Genomic DNA, 1,650 nt, shown 5'->3' with positions numbered 1-1,650 from the left:
GACATGACTCTGACGCTTGACACGCAGAAGTTGCCCATTGAGTTAACAGTCTGGCCCAATGGCAAGGATGGATACACGATAGGATTGTCCTACGAAACGGCACTATACAGCCGTCAGGACATGGAAGTATTTATCCATGCACTTGCCAACTATGCTGTTCATGCCACAAAGGAAGGTACAAGACTGTCGGACATCGAGTTGACAACGGATGACGAGCAGGAAGAGTTGATCAAACTCGGAACGGGTGAAAGGATGGAATATGACCCATCTGAAACATTTGTCAGCCTGTTCAGGAAGCAGGCAAGGCTTTACCCCGAGGCTACGGCAGTAGTGGATGAGGACAGCTCTATTACCTACGCTGAACTTGACAGGAGGTCGGACATCCTGGCTACGGCTCTGATTGAGGCTGGCGTGGAACAGGACGCTTTCGTGGCCGTCATGCTGCCAAGGAGGAAAGAGTTCATGCTGGCGGTCATGGCCATCTTCAAGGCTGGCGGTGCATACCTGCCGTTGGACTGCGACTATCCCAAGGAGCGTCTGCAGTACATGCTGGAAGATGCAGAAGCTAAAGTGCTCATCACAACCGACTTCCTTGAACAAATCGACTTCAACAGTGATTGTCTGCCAGTGGATAACAGCAAGCCTGAATCGCTGGCATACATGCTTTACACCTCCGGTTCAACGGGCAAACCCAAGGGTGTGATGGCCGAGCATCGGAACCTGAGGGCATTGGTGGGATGGCTTGCTAATATGCTTCGACTCTCTCATACCGACCGGTGTGCCGAGCATGCAAGCTTCTGCTTTGACGCTTCGCTGTTTGACTTGATGACACCTTTGACGGTGGGAGCACAGGTACATATCTTTTCAGACACCCTCCGACATGATCTGGAGGGCATGAACAGGTATATCCATGAGAAGAGTATCACGGGCATGACACTCAGCACACAGCTCGGCATGGAACTGATAAATACCTTCGATGACTTACCCTTGAGATATATCGTAGCAGGTGGTGAGGCCTTGCAGCCAACAAGACGGACATCAGTTAGGATCATCAACGGCTACGGCCCCACGGAGTTTACCGTCTGCGCTTCTTATCATGTTGTAGACCAGGAGAGGCAATATGAGACTATTCCCATCGGGCAGCCAGTCCCCGGAAGTCACCTCTTCATTGTTGATCCTAATGGAAAGCTTGTACCAAAGGGCATGGGCGGTGAACTATGTCTGTCAGGAAAGCAGATGGCCCGAGGCTACAGGAAACAGGAGGAACTTACAAGAGAGAAGTTTACCGACTGTCCATTCATAAAGGGAGAACGTATGTACCGTACAGGCGACCTATGTAGATGGAACGAGCAGGGAGAACTTGAGTATCTCGGCCGTATTGATACTCAGGTTAAACTACGTGGATACAGAATAGAGCTTGGCGAGATAGAAAACCAGAGCTTGAAGTATGACGGCATCCATCAGGCTGTGGCTTCGGTTTATGACGGACTGCTGTTGTGCCTGTACTATACAGCAGACAGCGATATAGATGAAGGAGTCCTGAAGGAGTTCCTTTCACAATCGCTGCCTGACTATATGGTACCGTCAACCTATATGCAGTTGGAGGCACTTCCGCTCACCCCCAACGGCAAGGTTGACAGGAAAAGGTTA

General features: G+C 50.6%; 1 protein-coding gene. It reads left to right on the top strand.

All coding sequences use genetic code 11. The annotated features are described in order from the left end of the window. Positions 1–1,650, top strand: a 1,650-nt coding sequence (locus BUB86_RS16830; protein WP_139261762.1) for a non-ribosomal peptide synthetase, incomplete at both ends; no start/stop codon positions are given.

The sequence above is a fragment of the Xylanibacter ruminicola genome, from assembly GCF_900142525.1.
Classification (GTDB): domain Bacteria; phylum Bacteroidota; class Bacteroidia; order Bacteroidales; family Bacteroidaceae; genus Prevotella; species Prevotella ruminicola_A.
Note: the sequence above shows the minus strand (reverse complement) of the source record. Positions and strands in the feature narration are given on the sequence as shown.